The following is a 14,921-nucleotide window of genomic DNA, read 5'->3' on the forward strand; positions in this document are numbered from 1 at the left end:
GGCCCGGTCTGGGTAGGGAGCCATTGCGGGCGCATCACGCCAGCCACCGGATCAACAGGCTGCCCAGCGCGACGACCAGCGCGGTGGCAAACAGGCGGTTGATCGCGCTGGGCTTGCGGCGCAGTACGGCTCGGCGCGGCTGCTCGTCGGCCAGGCTGATCGTGTCGGCAAAGTCCAGCTGCTCAGTGAACGTGGGCAGGTCGTCATCAGCGTCACTGTCTGCGGCGGTGGCGCAGTGCACCGGGTGATCGCAGGGCAGGATGTTGCGCACGCAGCTGCCACGGCAGGCGGGAAGCTGGCGGGCGTAGACGCCGGGCATGGTGCGGGGCGCGAATTCCTCGGCCTCGGCTTGCGCGGCGGGCAAGTCCCATGCGGCGATCAGGCTGCTGGTGTCGACGCGGCGCTGCTCGCCGGTGTCGAGCATGCGCACGACCAGCTGGCCGCCACGCTCAATCGCCAGCGGCTCAGCCTGGCGGATGGTCATCCCGCCGAACGAGCTGAAGCGGATGTTCAGCGCCCGCAGGACCGGTGTGTTGCTGCAATTCATCACGGCGCTCATGCCGCTTCTCCCGTCGCGACCTGCCCCGGTCGGGGCGCTGGGGTGCGATGGAGCGAAGTCTAGCTAAACGCTAAGACTAGTCAAGCGTTTCGCTAATTCAGCGTGGAAGTTTTTGCGGACGTCTGCACAAGTCCCCGTGAATCAGGGGTGTCGCCAGTTTGCGAGCGGGTCTGCTCTGGGTATGCTGCAGCCTCTACAAACAACAGTGGAGGATTTGATGGCGAAGATGATCTGTACTGCTTGCGAAACGCAAGGCGAGCCAAAGTCGCATACCAAAGGCTCGATCCTGATCGAAATCGTTCTTTGGTGCTTTTTTCTGGTTCCCGGCTTGATCTACTCGATTTGGCGGCTGACGACGCGCAGCAAAGTGTGCGGAGCTTGTGGTTCTAAGGCTATCGTTCCTACCAATTCGCCCGTTGGCCGACGTATTTCAGGCGGCGTCTGATCTGCGCCATCCCCCTTCAGGGGGATGGTTCCGCCAGCAGCAGCATGCGCAAATCAGCGCATGCAATCCACCACAGACCCCGTCGAGCTGCTGACTGCCCTGCAGCGTGTCATTGGCCAGGCCGTGATCGCCGAGTCAGGCGCTGACGCCTGGGAAGGCGTGAGGCAACGAGCCTTGGCGCGCCTGGACGAGTTCACCGCCGTGGTCGAGGTTGATCCTGCTGGTGATGAGCTGCTGGCGGCTTGGGTAGCTGGGTTGCGGGCGTAAAAAAGCCCGCTGGGAAGCGGGCTTTTGAAGTGACCGATGAGTGCAATTAGGCGTGCTCGCCTGCTGCTTCACACTCGTGAGTCACATGGTCGAAGTGCTCTTGCACAGATTGCAACTCGGCCTTGAATTCCTTCAGCAGCACCAAGATGTCGTCGGCGCTCTTAGGCTTCAGCATGGCATGCAGGTTGAGGGTCTTGGTCGTGTTCATCTGGCTTTCCTTGCGACGTTAAATCTGTGCTTGACTTCTTAACAGGGCCATTGCGGCCTCGTAGTCGTCCTGACGTTGGTGTTTTAGTGCGGTCACTACCCGTTCAATGTGATTGATTTGCTGTTTAGCGTTCAACATCATCCGAGACAGCTCGTACTCATCCTGAACTTCGGCATAGATGGCATCAAGAATAGCCTCCATGACTTTTAGACTGAGAAGAATCTCATGAAAAGATGGATTGATCTTGTTCTCAATCAGCTTGTAGCCAAAACTCTCATGATGAGAAATGACCGTGTTCACAACCTTGAACACGCCGCCCCATGCGGTTTCAATCTCGGTCTTGATCTCTTCCCATTTGGTGTCGATTGCACCAGTGTCAATGTTCATGTTCTTCCTCCTGATTCACTTTTGGCAAAGCCAGCTATTGTGTCATGCAGGCTTCGCATAGTGGAGCAACTTAGACTGTTCTGGGGGTCTGTTACGTTTTTGATGCACTGCAGCAAGCCTTGAGAGTACACCCGACTTGATGCCCCTATCAATCAGTGCAAACCTTGTGCAGACATCTGCACGTTAAAGCAACAGATCAAGCTCTTGCCGTTGAAAAGAGCCCCCACGCTCCCGTGATTTCAGTGATCGAGCACCCCGCACTCAGGGGGTGATCCCTCTTTTGGTGGAAGCGCTTGACCTGCGTCAGGTCGTAGATTCGAGCCCCCATCAAGCCGCGCGGCGCGGTTTGGTGGGCGTGGCTGCGACGGGTGCAACGCTCAGTGCGGCGATCAGCGAGTCGCGGGCTCGCGTGCTGTCAGGCGAGTCGGCCAGCTTCTGCAACTGCTTGGCGGCGTTGGCCAGCGCGTCATCGTCGAGGCCCGCCAGCAGGTCCATAAGGTGTTGAACAGTGGCGTTGACCGTGGTTGCCTCTTTCGGCTCCGAGACTGGCTGAAGGCGGGCCCAGTTCGGAAAGGCTTTCTCCAGCTTGTCAGCAACTTGCGGGCCGACGCCTCTCGGTTGACCGGACGGAAGCTTCGTGCCGACCAAAATTTGTTTGAGGTTGTCTGCGCTGACGCGGGCTTTTTCGGCAACGACATCAACACCGTGCAGATCGCACAGACGCTTGAGATGTTCTACGAGCATAAGTTTTGGCGACATAGGCAGATTCAAGCAAACGGCTAGCAGCCGGTCTTTGCGAAACGCTTGAAATGTCTTAGCGTTACGCTAGACTCTCGCTTATGGAACAAACCACCCATGAGCAACGCCTGCTGATCGCCAGCCTGTGCGGCATAGGCGAGCCTTACCTCTACCAAGTCCTGACACGCCGCCGCGTGGCGAGCGAAAAGCTCTGCGTCTTGATCGAGCGTGCAACGGCTGGGCGAATCATGCGCTGGCACCTGCGCCCTGATGACTGGGCCGATATCTGGCCTGAACTGAAGACCCGGGCCGATGCGCCCACCACGAAGGCGGAGGCCTGACATGATCGATTTCCAATCCCAGGCTCTGGCGGCATACATCGCCGCAGTGACCCCACGCTGGCTGTATGAAGTCGCTGAGATCGACGGCTTCAGACCGGCTCGTCCAGGTTGGCGATCACGTGATCGACTGCGCGCTGCAGCACATGCACGGTCTCGCCGTTGCGCTGGCTGGAGCTTGAATAAGCCGATCAACGCCCCTGTGCGCGCAGTGCCAGCAACGCGGTCGCTAGTAGCTGATCTCGTATGGGATGGTCGTCCGCGCCTTGCGCAGTTTTTATCCGACGCGCGAGCGCAACAGCAAGCGCTTGATGCCCGATCACGTCGCCAACTGCGAGCGCAAACGTGGCGGTGGATTGCTTCTGCGCTTCGAGAAGCTCGACAACAAGACTGCGCATGAGTTCGTCGCCAGTTAAGTTCGGTTGCATGGGTGCCCTCCTTGGGTCGTTGGTGTGGGTGAGAGCTGCCAGCGTACCTGAGGCTGGGCGCCCGCCCTTTTGTGAGGCTGCGTGATGGCATCGCGTCTTCTCCCTCTGGTTTGTGTGGCCCGATCTTCGGTACATGTCACCCCCTTGAATAGGGGGGTTGCGTCGGAACGCGTCGGACGCCTTGAAGGGGTGTGCCATGCATGAGCACTTGGCCGATGCGCTGGCTGCTGCGGTGCAGCAACTGGGCGGCGCCAAAGCCGCCGCGGTGCAGATCTGGCCCGACATGCCTGCCGATGCTGCAGGCCGCCGGCTGCGTGATGTGCTCAACCCTGACCGCGCTGAAAAGCTCAGCCTGGATCAACTGGTGCTGCTGATTCGCCTGGGCGCCGCACAGGGCTGCCATGCGCCCATGCAGTGGCTGGCTCAGGCGGTGGGCTATGAGGCTGTCCGGCCCATGAACCAGGACGCCGAGCGCGCAGCACTGCGCCGGCAGATGGAAGAGCTGATGCAGCGGCTGGAATCGATTGAGGGTCGCAGCTGATGCGCCCCAAAGGTGAAGTCCGCCTGGCCATTGCCATGGCTGCAGCCCAGTGCCCTGATGGTGCCACCTGGCGTGAACTGGCGGCCATGGCCTGCGTGGGCTGGCTGCCGGCGCGGTACGCCATCAAAGATATGACGCGGGCGGGCGAACTGGTGGTGGTGTCCACACGCCGCCAACCGGGCGCCGCCCGCCCCCTGAACGTGTACGCACCGGCCACCTGCGAGCAGCGCGACGGTGCATCACTCAACCAGGTGCTGACGAGCTGGGCACAGACCCAGCCGCAGCCAGCCTGACGACAGACCAACAACAACGACGCGCAGAGGCGATATGAGTGGACAGGATGTGCGGGCCGCAACGGCACCGCTGAGAACAACGCACCCTTTCACGGGGGTGCAGCATGGACGGTGATCGGATTGACTTCGTTGACCTGGCCGCAGCCCTGTTGCAGCGCGCGGACAGCCTGGTGCCGCAGTGGCTGCCGGGCGGTCACCAGCGTGGCGCCGAATGGGTTTGCGGAGACCTGAGCGGCGGTGCGGGTGAGAGCTGCAGCGTCAACCTGACCACGGGCCGCTGGGGCGACTTCAGCGGCGATGACAAGGGCGGCGACCTGATCAGCCTGTACGCGGCGATCCACGGCCTGAACAATGGCCAGGCTGCGAAGGCGATTCAGCGCGACCTGGGCTGGGGCCCTGTTCAGGCGTCTGCACCGGCCCCGCAACCCCGCCGCACAGGCGGTGTGGACGCGCAAGCCATGGATGGGGGTGATCAGCGCCCCGAGCCGCCAGCAGAAGAGGGCAAGGCCTACCGCAAGAGCCTGTGGCGCGCCCTGGTGCCAGTGCCGGCCCATGCGCCCAAGCCTGATTTCCGGCACTGGCACTACGCTACGCCGTCGGCCACCTGGGAGTACCGCTTCGAGGGCGTGCTGTACGGCTACGTGGTGCGCTACACCACCAGCGACGGCGGCAAAGAGGTGCTGCCCCACACCTGGTGCGTGGACGAAAGCGACACGCGCGGCACCTGCCGCTGGCACTTCAAGCAGTGGGACGAAGCCCGGCCGCTCTACGTGCCGGCAACGGTGCTGAGCGCAGACCTGAGCCTGCCCGTGGTGCTGGTCGAAGGCGAGAAGTGCGCACTGGCCGGCCACCAGCTGCTGGGCCATGAATACGACTTCGTGACGTGGCCAGGTGGCGGCAAGGCCTGGCCCAAGGCCGCGCTGGGCTGGCTGATGGGCCGCACGGTGACCCTGTGGCCGGACTGCGATGCAAAGCGCGAGCGCCTGAGCAAGATCGAGCGCGAAGCCAACATCGACCCAGCCACCAAGCCGCTGCTGCCCGAGCACAAACAGCCGGGCGTCCAGGCGATGGTGGGCGCAGGTCAGGCGCTGCTGGCTGAACATGGCTGCACGGTGCTGATGGTGCCGGTGCCGAAGCCGGGCGCGGTGTCGGACGGCTGGGACTTGGCCGATGCGATCGAACAGGGCTGGGACGCTGAAACCGTGCGTGCTTTCCTGCGTGGCGCGAAGCCGTTCCAGGCGCCGAGCGACGAAGCCCGCGCCAAGGCTGGCCAGCTGGTGGTTGTCCCAGAAAAATCGGCGCGATCCATGGCTGGCGCGGGAGGTGATGAAGATGCGGCGCTGGCATGGCGTGGCAAGCTGATTCAGGCGTCAAGCGGCGCCATCAAGCCGGTGCGCGAGAACGCGGTGCTGGCCCTCGATGGCGCGCCGGATACCGGCCTGCCTGGCGTGCCTGAAGCGGCCGGCATCATCGGCTACAACGAGTTCACGAACGACCTGATCAAGACCCGCCGCACGCCGTGGAACACCCCGGCCGGCGAGTGGCAAGAGGTCGACGAGCTGCTGATGGGCGAGTGGCTGGTGCGCGAGCACTGGCTGCCCAGCATGCCGCGCGGCACGCTGGAAGAGGCGGTGCGCATGGTGGCTTTTCGTCACCGCTTCCACCCGGTGCGCCAGTACCTGGATGGCTTGAAGTGGGACGGCACCAAGCGCCTGTCGACCTGGTTGCGCCGGGCCTGCCTTGAGGAAGACGAATGGGATGACAACGATCCGCTGCAGCGCTACCTGGCGCGCGTGGGCACGTTCTTCCTGATGGGCATGTGCGGCCGCGTCATGCAGCCGGGCTGCAAGTTCGACTGGATGCTGATCCTGGAGGGCGCGCAGGGCATGCGCAAGTCGACCTTGCTGCGGGTGCTGGCCGGCGACTACTTTGCGGACACGGGCCTGGTGCTGGGCGACAAGGACAGCTACCAGCAGCTGCAGGGCCGGTGGCTGTATGAGTTCGGCGAGCTGGATTCGTTCGGCAAGGCTGAGGTCACCAAGATCAAGAGCTTCATCGCCAGCAGCAGCGACTATTTCCGCGCCAGCTTCGACCGGCGTGCTCGTGAATACCCGCGTCAGCTGGTGTTTGGCGGCACCACGAACGAAGACCACTACCTGACCGACCCGACCGGCAACCGCCGCTTCTGGCCGGTGCGGGTGACGCGGGTGATCGATATCGACTGGGTGGCTGAGAACAGGGATCAGTTGTTCGCTGAGGCCATGGCCCGCATCCAGGCCGGCGCCCGCATGTACCCCACGCCTGAAGAAGAGAAGCTGCTATTCGTGCCGCAGCAGCAGAACCGGGCCGTCGAGAACGCGATCGAGGCGGCGGTGAACCGCTACTTGTACGACGAAGACCAGAAGCCAGGCCTGCACGGCATCAACGGCGCCTTCGTCAAGGAAATCAGCCTGGTCGAGCTGCTGGGCCGCATCGGCATCGGCATCGAGAAGCTCGGGCCGGGTCGCTTCCACGAGAAGCAGGCGGCCGCAGCACTGCGACGCATGGGCTGGACCGAGGGCCGCAGCAGCAAGCCCGGCCGGCCCCGTGTCTACAAACGACCTGCTGACGATGTGGCCATGCAGCCGCAGCGTGATGCAGATACCAACCGGGCTGACGCGGCCCATGAAACCAACGGGGCCACCAGTGACTGCCCGTTCTGACCAGAGATCGGTGCGCGCGCCGGAAAAGGTCGGGGCAGTCGTGGCCTTGCCTATGTGATTTGACGCGGCCTGGCGCCCCAGGATATCCGTCTGTCCACGTGTCCGCGTGCAAACAGAGATCGCTCAGAGCGCTGCAGTGTCAGCAGCAGGGGGTCTCAGCGGAGCTGTGTCCGGATTGGATGTCCATCTGTCCCTGCAAAGCGGGGGTGGGCGCAGGTAGGTGCAGGGGCAGGCCCGCGCGGGTGAACGAATGCGGATTGTGATGACTCTCTGATAGGAGATGGACAGATGGACAAAGAGCAGAAACCGAAACAGAACAGCTTTGCCTGGTTGCCTCAGTTCATGCCTGGGGTGGCGAAGCTGATCCGGGAGAAGCGCGCTCAGATGGGTGATGCGCACGTCAACGAATGCTGGCGGCGCGGGGTGATGGCAGGCGAGCCGGGCTGGTTCTTTGCTGCCGAGAACCGCTTGAGCGTGGGCATCCCGCCTGTTGGTATGGCTGAAGCGTTCTTCGAGCAGATCCACCCCAAGTACCCGAATGCCTGCATGGTGTACATGCGGCCCGTGGAGCCGGCCCATGCACCCGCATGACCGCCGCAACTGGGTGCAGGCTCGGCTCGACAACTGGGCGCGCTGGATGGCAGATCGATCCACTGGCAGTGTGGGCTATCCGCGCCAGTCACCGTTCATGCGGCTGGGCGGCCGGGCCGCCAGCACCGACAACGTGATCCCGCTTGATGCGATCGAGGCAGAGCACACGGATCGTGCAGTGGAGTCGCTGCGGTTCTCGTCGGCTGCGGTGTGGCTCACGCTGCAGTGCCGGTGGCTGGGCCACCCGCAGACGCCTGCACATCAGCGCCGGCCGATGTTGATCAGCGAGATCGCGTTGCAGCTGTCCTGCACGCAACGCACCGTGCACCACCGTATCGACGCCGGCCTGATGCTGGTGGCTCAGGCGCTGGCCCAGCAGCGCGAGCGCGCATAAAAGAGTTTTCCCCATTTCACCTTATCGGTACATTTCAGGCACTCTGCGCAAGCGGTGTGTCTTTCGAGATCACCGCGCGCTTCAGCCCCGTTCGGACGCCATCCCGACGGGGCTTTTTTTTGGACCAAAGCCACCATGCCGACCTCAGCCCCGAAGCCCTGCACACAGTGCGGCGTGCTGGTGCGCGATGGGTCGTCGCGGTGTGAGGCGCACAAGAGCAAGGCAAGTAACTTCGGGCGTCAGCTGAGCCGTCATCAGCGCGGCTATGGCACAGCTTGGGATAAGTTGCGCTTAGTGGTGCTTTCGCGTGATAGCGGTCTGTGTCAGGTTTGCACACCCACTGGACGTGTCACTCTGGGCGGGATCGTCGATCACATCAGGCCAAAGGCTGAAGGCGGTGACGATGACCTGTCAAACCTACAAACGATCTGCAAGCCTTGTCATGACCGTAAAACCGCTTTTGAGTCGGCGCGTGGTGGCGGCCAAGTCGCACTGATGCCCGAGTGGTTGCCTGCGCCAGCCGTGCCTGTGGTTGTGGTGTGCGGTCCTCCTGGTAGCGGAAAGACTACATGGGTCTCAGAGCAGGCTGGCCCGCAGGATCTGGTGATCGATGTTGATGTGTTGGCATCTGAGTTGACCGGCAAGCCGATGTATCAGGCCACGCGAGAAGAAACGGTAGGCGCCCTGCGCGTCCGAAACAAGTTGCTTGCCTCTCTGGCTGATGTGAAGACGTGCCGTAAGGCTTACTTGATCGTGACGGCTGGTGAGCCGGCGCAGCGCGATTGGTGGATGCGTAAGTTGAAGGCTGAGATCAAGGTCATGCCTACGCCTAAGGCGGAATGCGAAGCCAGGATTCGAGCTGATACCCGGCGGCCTGGGGTGGTCAAGGTTCAGCACATTCGCGCGGTGATGGAATGGGCATGAAGCACACGTACCAGGGGGGTGTAAATCTCTACGGCACCCCCACCCAGGACCGCGCTCGTACCCACTTTTTTGCGCGCGCAGGTTTTGAGGGTGGGGGGGGGTTCTGATCATGGGAGCACGTGGACCCGCACCCAAGCCGCCTGAGCTGAAGCTGCTCGAAGGCAACCGAGGTCACCGCCCGCTGAACCTCGACCAGCTCTTCAGGCCTGAGGTCGGTGTGCCCGACGCACCGAAGTGGCTCTTGCCAGAAGCCAAACGCGCCTGGCGCCGCCTGTCAGTAGAGCTGACGCACTACAACCTCCTCAGCAAAGTCGACCGCGAAGCATTCGCGATGCTGTGCCAGACCATCGGCCGACTGGAGCAACTGGAGCGCGGTCTGCAGGCACGGCAGGCGCTGCTGTTGGCGGCGGGTGCCGACATCACCGACGCCTACTTCGACGTCACGCCCAACGGACTTCGCATCCAGTCTGCGCTCTACCAGGTGCTCAACAAGGAGCAGGCCAAGCTGCACAAGATGCTGGAGTCCTTCGGCCTGCGGCCTGATGCCCGCGCCAAAGTCACCACCGCGATTCGGGCGCAGCTCCAACTCTTCGAGGTGCCGAAAGCCTCGACCGAAAAACCAGCGGAGCTGCAAGGCTTCGCCGATTTCGACTGACCATGACCGCCCCCACCAGTACCTACTTCGACCTGATCATTGCCTACGCGCAGCGCGTGGTCGATGGCACCGAAGTGGCCGGGCGTTTCGAGCGACTGGCCTGCCAGCGCTTTCAGCGCGACCTGGCGCGCGAGGGCACACCGGATTTCCCGTACGTGCTCGACCGAACCCTTGGTCACCGCGCCTGCAAGTTCGTCGAGCTGCTGCCGCACATCAAGGGCGAGTGGGCGCGGCCCGTCTACATCGACGGCAAGCTCGGCTATGCCAAGCTGCACCTGGAGCCGTGGCAGCTGTTCATCGAGTTCCAGATCTTCGGGTGGGTGCACCAGGCATCTCGTCTGCGCCGCTTCCGCCGCAGCTACGAAGAGGTCGCCCGCAAGAACGCCAAGAGCACCCGGGCCGCTGGCCGCCTGCTCTACATGCTCACGGCCGACAAGGAACCCGGCGCCCACGTCTACAGCGCGGCCACCACCGGCGAACAGGCGCGTGAGGTCTTCGACGTCAGCCGCAACATGGCCTTGCGCGAGAGCGAATTCCTGCAGCGCTTCGGCGTCGAGTGCGGCAAGCACGACATCACCGTGCCCGGTACCGTGTCCAGCGCCAAGCCGCTGAACGCTGAAGGCTCCACGCTCGACGGCCTCAACATCCACTTCGCCTGCGTCGACGAGCTGCACGCCCACAAGACCCGCGCGGTGTATGACGTCCTCGACAGCGCCACCGGCGCCCGCAGCCAGCCCTTGATCAGCATGATCACCACGGCTGGCAGCGACCGCGCCGGCATCTGCTACGAGCAGCGCGACTACACCATCAAGGTGCTCGAAGGCACTGTGGTTGACGAGACCTGGATGGGCATCATCTACACCATCGACGAAGGTGACCTCTGGCACGACCCGGCGGTGTGGCGCAAGGCCAATCCGAATCTGGGCATCAGCGTCAAGATCGATGACATGGAAGCAGCCTGCCGCAAGGCGCTGGCGATGCCCAGCAGCCAGGGAAATTTCCTGACGAAGCGGCTCAACGTCTGGATCAGCAGCGACAGCGCCTGGATGGACATGACGGGCTGGGATCGCTGCCAGGACAAGGGCCTGCAGCTCAGCGACTTCATGGGTGAAGAGTGCTGGATCGGCATGGACCTGGCCGAGAAGGCTGACTTTGCCGCGCTCTGCCTGGTCTTCCGCCGGGAAGACCACTGGTACGTATTTCCGCGTCTGTACCTGAATGAAAGTGCAATCGACGAAAGCGGCAATGCACACCTGCAGGGCTGGGCGCGCAGTGGCCATGTCGTCGTCACTGATGGCAACGTCACCGACTTCGACGTCGTCGCCGATGACCTGCGCCAGTACTGCCGCGACTACCAGGTGCGCGAGATCCCATTTGACCCCGCACTGTCGCGCTACTTCGCCACCAAGCTGATCGAGGAAGGCCTGCCGCTCGTCGAAGTTCGACAGGCACCCCTGTTCTACACACAGCCGCTGATCCTGGTCGAGAACGCTGTGCTCGAAGGCCAGCTCCACCACGCAGGCAACCCTGTTTTCACCTGGATGATGAGCAACGTCGTCGTGTCCGTGTCCAAGTTCTCCGGTCTCAAGCACCCCACCAAGGCCCGTGCCGAAAACAAGATCGACGGCCCCGTCGCCATGCTGATGGCGCTCGGCCGGGCCATGGTCGAACAGGCCCCCGAGAAGTCGTTCTGGGAAGACTCAGCTGCTGCGGAGAACGCATCCCATGCGTAACCCCTTCGCCTTCCTCAACCGCAAAGCCGCCGCCGGCACCAGCTACGGCAGCGCCACGCTGGGCCGCCTGCTGGCCGCTGCGTTCGGTGCGGGCGGCGCCACCAAGAGCGGCGCCACCGTCACGACCGAGACCGCCCTCGAAGTCTCCGCCGTGCTGGCCTGCGTGCGCGTGCTGGCCGAGGGCGTCGCTCAGGTGCCCTGGAAGCTCATGCGCCAGACCGCCCGCAAGCGCGAGGAGCAACGCAGCCACCCGCTGTGGAGGCTGCTGCACCGCAAGCCCAACCGCTGGCAGACCTCGTTTGCGTTCCGCGAGACCCTGATGCTGCATGCGCTGGTGGGCTGCCGTGGTGCCGCGTTCGTGTTCCGCAGCTACACCACCATCGGCGGCCCGCGCCGCCTGTCTGAGCTGATCCTGCTCGACCCGGCCCGCATCACCGAGCACGTGGCCGATGATGGCACCAAGACCTACACGGCGCGCGGCAAGAACGGCAGCACGCGCACGCTGACCGAGGCCGACATCTGGCACATCCCCGGCCCGAGCTGGGATGGTCAAACCGGCATGCCGCTCATCGTCAAGGCGCGTGAGGCCATCGGCCTGGCCATGGCTGCCGAAGAGACCCAGGCCAACCTGCACAGCAAAGGCGTGCAGACGTCCGGAACCTACTCTGTTGAAGGCGCGCTCAACCCCCAGCAGTACAAGGATATGAAGGCCTGGGTGGTCAAGGAGTTCGGCCCTGAAAACAAAGGCGCACCCATGATCCTGGACCGTGGCGCCAAGTGGCTGCCCACCAGCATGACTGCCGTCGATGCGCAGCACATCGAGACCCGCAAGCACCAGGTCGAAGAGATCTGCCGCATGTTCCGCGTCATGCCCATCATGGTCGGCCAGGCTGACAAGGCTGCCACCTACGCCAGCGCCGAACAGATGTTCATCGCGCACCTGGTGCACACCCTCATGCCCTGGTATGAGCGCATCGAGCAGAGCGCCGACTGCAACCTGCTCACCGACCGCGAGCTGGACGACGGCTACTACACCCTGCTGGAGCCCACCGGCATGCTGCGCGGCAGCCTCAAGGACACCGCCGATTACATCGTCAAGCTCACGCAGATCGGCACGATCACGCGCAACGAGGGCCGCGAGCTGCTCGACCGCAACCCGATCGATGGGCTCGATGAGCCCCTCACCCCCATGAATCTCATGGGCGACACCACCACCGCCGCCACTGCCTGAGAGGCACCCATGCACACACGATTCACCCCAGGCCGCTTGCGCACCAAGTCGGCCGGCACGGTCACGGACGTCAAGTACATCGACCGCCCGTTTGAGCTCAAGGCCATCGACGATGCCGGCGAGTTCAGCGGCTACGGCAGCGTCTTCGGCAACGTCGACAGCTACGGCGAAATCGTTGCCCCTGGCGCCTTCGCTGACAGCCTCAAGGCCTGGAAAGACACCGGCCGCCTGCCGCCCGTGCTGTGGCAGCACCGCTCTGGCGAGCCGGTCGGTGTGTTCCTCGAAATGCGCGAAGACGCCTACGGCCTGTTCGTGCGCGGCAAGCTGCTGGTCGACGATGTCGTGCGTGCCAAGGAAGCCCGTGCGCTCATGAAAGCCAAGGCCGTCAACGGCCTGAGCATCGGCTTCGTCACCCGTGAAGACAGCCAAGACCGCGTCACCGGCATCCGCACGCTCATCAAGGTTGACCTGTGGGAGACGTCGATCGTCACCTTCCCGGCCAACCCTGCGGCGCAGATCAGCGCCGTCAAGAGCGTCATCGACCAACTTGAATCCCTCGCGGATGCCGAGCGCTACCTGCGTGATGCAGGTGGCCTCAGCAAGCGCGAAGCCACGGCCTTCGTCGGCCGCATCAAGTCCCTGCAGAGCCGGAGTGATTCCGATCAGCTGGGCGATTTGCAGGACCTGCAGAAGTCCCTTGCGGACCTCAAAGGCCTGTTCACCTCCTGACCCAAACCACCTTTATAGGAATCACCATCATGACCCGCACCCGCGCCCTCACCACGCTCTTCGCCGTGGCCTCTCTGGTGGCTTTTGCCGCCGTTCAGCTCTTCGCCCCGCACCTGCTGGGCAGCCTGCAGCCGCATGACCTGGGCGGCCTGTTCCTGCTGGCCAACGCGCCTGTCGGCTTCACCGAGGTCAAAAGCTTGGTCGAGTCCATCCAGAAGAGCTTTGCCGACTTCAAGAGCCTCAACGATGACCGCTTGGCCAAGATCGAAAAAGGCGCCGCCACCGGTGACTTCGAAGCCAAGCTCGCCGCCGTGCAAGGCGACATCGCCAAGGCGCTCGACCTGAAGAAAGATCTCGAACGCCTGGAGTCCAAGCAGAACCTGCAGGGCCTCATGGGTGGTGGCGACACCAAGGGCACCAGCCCGGAAAAGCTCGCCTACAAGACCGCCTTCTTCGACCGCTTCGTGCGCAAGGGCCAGGACGACGCTGAACTGAAAGCCCTGCAGGCCAAGGCCGTCAACACCACCACCCCGGCCGACGGCGGCTACGCTGTGCCCGAGCAGATCGACCGTGAAATCGAGAAACTTGCCCGCGACATGAGCCCCATGCGCCAGGTCGCCAACATCGTCACCGTCTCCACCAGCGACTACAAGAAGCTGGTCAACCGCAACGGCATCGCCAGCGGCTGGGTCGGCGAATCCGATGCCCGCAGCGCCACCAACACCAGCACGCTGGCTGAAGTCGTGCCGACCATGGGCGAGCTGTACGCCAACCCGCAGGTCACCCAGCAAGCGCTGGACGACATGTTTTATGACGTCGAAGCCGACATCGCCACGCAGCTGGTCGAAGAGTTCGCCATCGCCGAAGGTGCAGCCTTCATCACCGGCAACGGCGTCAACAAGCCCACCGGCTTCCTGGCCGGCCCTACTGCGGCCACTGCCGACACCACTCGACCTTTCGGCACGCTGGAACACATCGCCACCGGCGTGGCTGGCGACTTCGCTGCAGCCAACAAGGCCGATGTGCTGTTCACCGCGGTCGGTGCCCTGAAAGCCGCCTACCGCAACGGCAGCGGCTGGATGATGAACAAAGGCGTGCTGTTCGAGATCCTGCGCATCAAGGACACCAGCGGCCAGTACCTCTGGCAGCCCTCCATCCAAGACGGCGGTCTGGGCATCCGCCTGCTGGGCTTCGGCGTCACCGAGGCTGAAGACATGCCCGCCAAGGCCGCCAACGCCCTGGCCGTGGCTTTTGGCAACTTCAAGCGCGGCTACACCATCGTCGACCGCGTCGGCATGCGCATGCTGCGTGACCCGTACAGCAACAAGCCGTACGTGGGCTTCTACACCACGAAGCGCGTGGGCGGCAAGCTGGTCAACAGCGAAGCCATCAAGCTCATCAAGTTCTCGGCCGCGTAAGCCACGCCCCGCCGCAACCTGCTGCCACCCTCAAGCCCGGCCACGCGCCGGGCTTTTTCATGGAGCCTGCACATGCCAGCCCTCGTCATCATCAAGCCCTTCAAGTTCGCCCACGGCGGCATCCACGTCGAAGAGTTCCTGCCCGGCGCTGAGCCCCAAGAGCTGACCGACGAATGCGCCACCGTCGCGCTGGCCGAAGGCTGGGCCAAGCCCAAGCGCGGCCGCCCGCCAGCACCGCCTGCAGCCACGCCAGCAGTTGCCCCTGACGCTGAAGCCACCGACAGTGCAGACGCCGGCACTCAGCCCGACCTGGTCGACAGCGCCGACACCCAAGCCTGAT

General features: G+C 63.6%; 20 protein-coding genes. 15 read left to right on the forward strand and 5 right to left on the reverse strand.

What is annotated here, in order from left to right:
• Positions 1-34: 34 nt before the first annotated feature.
• The gene (locus AC5IG3_RS03110; RefSeq protein ID WP_491904810.1) at positions 35-547 is read right to left on the reverse strand and encodes a hypothetical protein; all 513 of its coding nucleotides are present in this window, start codon (positions 545-547) and stop codon (positions 35-37) included.
• Positions 548-776: 229 nt separating this feature from the next.
• Here AC5IG3_RS03110 and AC5IG3_RS03115 point away from each other — a divergent pair, with 229 nt between their 5' ends.
• Together AC5IG3_RS03115 and AC5IG3_RS03120 are read left to right on the forward strand one after the other, a co-directional pair.
• Positions 777-1,004, forward strand: coding sequence for a hypothetical protein (locus AC5IG3_RS03115; protein ID WP_491904811.1), 228 nt, complete (start codon positions 777-779; stop codon positions 1,002-1,004).
• Positions 1,005-1,064: 60 nt separating this feature from the next.
• Complete coding sequence (locus tag AC5IG3_RS03120; protein WP_491904812.1) at positions 1,065-1,271, forward strand: hypothetical protein; 207 nt, start codon at positions 1,065-1,067, stop codon at positions 1,269-1,271.
• A 46-nt stretch (positions 1,272-1,317) separates the two neighbouring features.
• On the opposite strand, the gene AC5IG3_RS03125 is transcribed toward AC5IG3_RS03120, so the two are convergent.
• The 3 genes from AC5IG3_RS03125 to AC5IG3_RS03135 all read right to left on the reverse strand — a co-directional run bounded on the left by AC5IG3_RS03125 (position 1,318) and on the right by AC5IG3_RS03135 (position 2,625).
• The gene (locus AC5IG3_RS03125; RefSeq protein ID WP_491904813.1) at positions 1,318-1,479 is read right to left on the reverse strand and encodes a hypothetical protein; all 162 of its coding nucleotides are present in this window, start codon (positions 1,477-1,479) and stop codon (positions 1,318-1,320) included.
• A gap of 18 nt (positions 1,480-1,497) precedes the next feature.
• Positions 1,498-1,866: a hypothetical protein gene (locus tag AC5IG3_RS03130; RefSeq protein WP_491904814.1), complete on the reverse strand. Its 369-nt coding sequence runs from the start codon at positions 1,864-1,866 to the stop codon at positions 1,498-1,500.
• Between the two features lie 327 nt (positions 1,867-2,193).
• Entirely contained in the window at positions 2,194-2,625 is a 432-nt protein-coding gene (locus tag AC5IG3_RS03135; RefSeq protein WP_491904815.1) for a hypothetical protein, read from the reverse strand.
• 80 nt (positions 2,626-2,705) lie between these two features.
• Here AC5IG3_RS03135 and AC5IG3_RS03140 point away from each other — a divergent pair, with 80 nt between their 5' ends.
• On the forward strand, positions 2,706-2,945 hold the full coding sequence (locus AC5IG3_RS03140; protein ID WP_491904816.1) for a transcriptional regulator: 240 nt from the start codon (positions 2,706-2,708) through the stop codon (positions 2,943-2,945).
• A gap of 188 nt (positions 2,946-3,133) precedes the next feature.
• On the opposite strand, the gene AC5IG3_RS03145 is transcribed toward AC5IG3_RS03140, so the two are convergent.
• Positions 3,134-3,370 (reverse strand): hypothetical protein, encoded by a 237-nt coding sequence (locus AC5IG3_RS03145; RefSeq protein ID WP_491904817.1) that lies wholly within the window; start codon positions 3,368-3,370, stop codon positions 3,134-3,136.
• A 196-nt stretch (positions 3,371-3,566) separates the two neighbouring features.
• Here AC5IG3_RS03145 and AC5IG3_RS03150 point away from each other — a divergent pair, with 196 nt between their 5' ends.
• From AC5IG3_RS03150 to AC5IG3_RS03205, 12 genes are all read left to right on the forward strand, one after another.
• Positions 3,567-3,911, forward strand: a complete 345-nt coding sequence (locus tag AC5IG3_RS03150) for a hypothetical protein (protein WP_491904818.1) — start codon at positions 3,567-3,569, stop codon at positions 3,909-3,911.
• A complete protein-coding gene (locus AC5IG3_RS03155) occupies positions 3,911-4,204 on the forward strand; it encodes a hypothetical protein (RefSeq protein WP_491904819.1) in 294 nt (97 codons plus the stop codon). Before AC5IG3_RS03150 ends, AC5IG3_RS03155 begins: the two co-directional genes overlap by 1 nt.
• Before the next feature lie 104 nt (positions 4,205-4,308).
• Positions 4,309-6,906, forward strand: a complete 2,598-nt coding sequence (locus tag AC5IG3_RS03160; protein WP_491904820.1) for a VapE domain-containing protein — start codon at positions 4,309-4,311, stop codon at positions 6,904-6,906.
• A 288-nt stretch (positions 6,907-7,194) separates the two neighbouring features.
• Positions 7,195-7,497, forward strand: a complete 303-nt coding sequence (locus AC5IG3_RS03165) for a hypothetical protein (RefSeq protein ID WP_491904821.1) — start codon at positions 7,195-7,197, stop codon at positions 7,495-7,497.
• Positions 7,484-7,891 (forward strand): hypothetical protein, encoded by a 408-nt coding sequence (locus tag AC5IG3_RS03170; RefSeq protein ID WP_491904822.1) that lies wholly within the window; start codon positions 7,484-7,486, stop codon positions 7,889-7,891. The genes AC5IG3_RS03165 and AC5IG3_RS03170 overlap by 14 nt, the downstream gene beginning before the upstream one ends.
• A gap of 135 nt (positions 7,892-8,026) precedes the next feature.
• Positions 8,027-8,815 (forward strand): HNH endonuclease, encoded by a 789-nt coding sequence (locus AC5IG3_RS03175; protein WP_491904823.1) that lies wholly within the window; start codon positions 8,027-8,029, stop codon positions 8,813-8,815.
• Between the two features lie 109 nt (positions 8,816-8,924).
• On the forward strand, positions 8,925-9,470 hold the full coding sequence (locus tag AC5IG3_RS03180; protein WP_491904824.1) for a phage terminase small subunit P27 family: 546 nt from the start codon (positions 8,925-8,927) through the stop codon (positions 9,468-9,470).
• A gap of 2 nt (positions 9,471-9,472) precedes the next feature.
• Positions 9,473-11,203 (forward strand): terminase large subunit, encoded by a 1,731-nt coding sequence (locus AC5IG3_RS03185; RefSeq protein WP_491904825.1) that lies wholly within the window; start codon positions 9,473-9,475, stop codon positions 11,201-11,203.
• A complete protein-coding gene (locus AC5IG3_RS03190) occupies positions 11,196-12,434 on the forward strand; it encodes a phage portal protein (protein ID WP_491904826.1) in 1,239 nt (412 codons plus the stop codon). The genes AC5IG3_RS03185 and AC5IG3_RS03190 overlap by 8 nt, the downstream gene beginning before the upstream one ends.
• 9 nt (positions 12,435-12,443) lie before the next feature.
• Positions 12,444-13,163: an HK97 family phage prohead protease gene (locus tag AC5IG3_RS03195; protein ID WP_491904827.1), complete on the forward strand. Its 720-nt coding sequence runs from the start codon at positions 12,444-12,446 to the stop codon at positions 13,161-13,163.
• A gap of 29 nt (positions 13,164-13,192) precedes the next feature.
• On the forward strand, positions 13,193-14,581 hold the full coding sequence (locus AC5IG3_RS03200) for a phage major capsid protein (protein ID WP_491904828.1): 1,389 nt from the start codon (positions 13,193-13,195) through the stop codon (positions 14,579-14,581).
• 72 nt (positions 14,582-14,653) lie between these two features.
• Entirely contained in the window at positions 14,654-14,920 is a 267-nt protein-coding gene (locus tag AC5IG3_RS03205) for a hypothetical protein (protein WP_491904829.1), read from the forward strand.
• The last annotated feature ends 1 nt before the right edge of the window (position 14,921 follow it).

The organism is Leptothrix sp. (in: b-proteobacteria), assembly GCF_965250675.1.
Taxonomy (GTDB): domain Bacteria; phylum Pseudomonadota; class Gammaproteobacteria; order Burkholderiales; family Burkholderiaceae_C; genus Sphaerotilus.

Bases quoted from the DNA above. Each gene is read 5' to 3' on its own strand.
- AC5IG3_RS03155 (WP_491904819.1), top strand. From the start codon at position 3,911: ATGCGCCCCAAAGGTGAAGTCCGCCTGGCCATTGCCATGGCTGCAGCC.
- AC5IG3_RS03195 (WP_491904827.1), top strand. From the start codon at position 12,444: ATGCACACACGATTCACCCCAGGCCGCTTGCGCACCAAGTCGGCCGGC.
- AC5IG3_RS03200 (WP_491904828.1), top strand. From the start codon at position 13,193: ATGACCCGCACCCGCGCCCTCACCACGCTCTTCGCCGTGGCCTCTCTG.
- AC5IG3_RS03110 (WP_491904810.1), bottom strand. From the start codon at position 547: ATGAATTGCAGCAACACACCGGTCCTGCGGGCGCTGAACATCCGCTTC.
- AC5IG3_RS03150 (WP_491904818.1), top strand. From the start codon at position 3,567: ATGCATGAGCACTTGGCCGATGCGCTGGCTGCTGCGGTGCAGCAACTG.
- AC5IG3_RS03120 (WP_491904812.1), top strand. From the start codon at position 1,065: ATGCAATCCACCACAGACCCCGTCGAGCTGCTGACTGCCCTGCAGCGT.
- AC5IG3_RS03175 (WP_491904823.1), top strand. From the start codon at position 8,027: ATGCCGACCTCAGCCCCGAAGCCCTGCACACAGTGCGGCGTGCTGGTG.
- AC5IG3_RS03180 (WP_491904824.1), top strand. From the start codon at position 8,925: ATGGGAGCACGTGGACCCGCACCCAAGCCGCCTGAGCTGAAGCTGCTC.
- AC5IG3_RS03170 (WP_491904822.1), top strand. From the start codon at position 7,484: ATGCACCCGCATGACCGCCGCAACTGGGTGCAGGCTCGGCTCGACAAC.
- AC5IG3_RS03125 (WP_491904813.1), bottom strand. From the start codon at position 1,479: ATGAACACGACCAAGACCCTCAACCTGCATGCCATGCTGAAGCCTAAG.
- AC5IG3_RS03165 (WP_491904821.1), top strand. From the start codon at position 7,195: ATGGACAAAGAGCAGAAACCGAAACAGAACAGCTTTGCCTGGTTGCCT.
- AC5IG3_RS03130 (WP_491904814.1), bottom strand. From the start codon at position 1,866: ATGAACATTGACACTGGTGCAATCGACACCAAATGGGAAGAGATCAAG.
- AC5IG3_RS03205 (WP_491904829.1), top strand. From the start codon at position 14,654: ATGCCAGCCCTCGTCATCATCAAGCCCTTCAAGTTCGCCCACGGCGGC.
- AC5IG3_RS03140 (WP_491904816.1), top strand. From the start codon at position 2,706: ATGGAACAAACCACCCATGAGCAACGCCTGCTGATCGCCAGCCTGTGC.
- AC5IG3_RS03185 (WP_491904825.1), top strand. From the start codon at position 9,473: ATGACCGCCCCCACCAGTACCTACTTCGACCTGATCATTGCCTACGCG.
- AC5IG3_RS03190 (WP_491904826.1), top strand. From the start codon at position 11,196: ATGCGTAACCCCTTCGCCTTCCTCAACCGCAAAGCCGCCGCCGGCACC.
- AC5IG3_RS03135 (WP_491904815.1), bottom strand. From the start codon at position 2,625: ATGTCGCCAAAACTTATGCTCGTAGAACATCTCAAGCGTCTGTGCGAT.
- AC5IG3_RS03145 (WP_491904817.1), bottom strand. From the start codon at position 3,370: ATGCAACCGAACTTAACTGGCGACGAACTCATGCGCAGTCTTGTTGTC.
- AC5IG3_RS03115 (WP_491904811.1), top strand. From the start codon at position 777: ATGGCGAAGATGATCTGTACTGCTTGCGAAACGCAAGGCGAGCCAAAG.
- AC5IG3_RS03160 (WP_491904820.1), top strand. From the start codon at position 4,309: ATGGACGGTGATCGGATTGACTTCGTTGACCTGGCCGCAGCCCTGTTG.